Here is a 279-nt window from a genome sequence, read left to right as displayed (position 1 = left end):
CTTTTGTTAAAAATGAATATTTTTCAAGAAGATAAAAAGAACTAATCCCTAAAAGAGATTAGTTCAATATATCCAGAGTTATTATTATAGTACATAGTTTTATGAGCAAATGTTATATAATGTTGTGTGGGATACATAACCTGTCATCCCTTTATAAGTAACCTTTAACCACTGTTTAGAATTACTATAATGCCCTTGAACATACTCACCAGTTACCCATGTTCCAGTAATTTTCTCACCACTATTAAATGTATGTAAGACAGGTGATCCAACAGTGTA

Annotated in this window: 1 protein-coding gene; it reads right to left on the bottom strand. The window is 30.1% G+C overall.

The window, feature by feature from the left end; all coding sequences use genetic code 11:
- Nucleotides 1-99 precede the first annotated feature (99 nt).
- On the bottom strand, nt 100-279 hold a 180-nt coding region (locus F1003_RS18590; RefSeq protein ID WP_155090349.1), incomplete at its 5' end, for an SH3 domain-containing protein.

Source organism: Winogradskyella ouciana (assembly GCF_009709615.1).
GTDB lineage: Bacteria > Bacteroidota > Bacteroidia > Flavobacteriales > Flavobacteriaceae > Winogradskyella > Winogradskyella ouciana.
The sequence above is the reverse complement of the archived record's forward strand: the minus strand, read 5'-3'. Positions and strand labels throughout refer to the sequence as shown.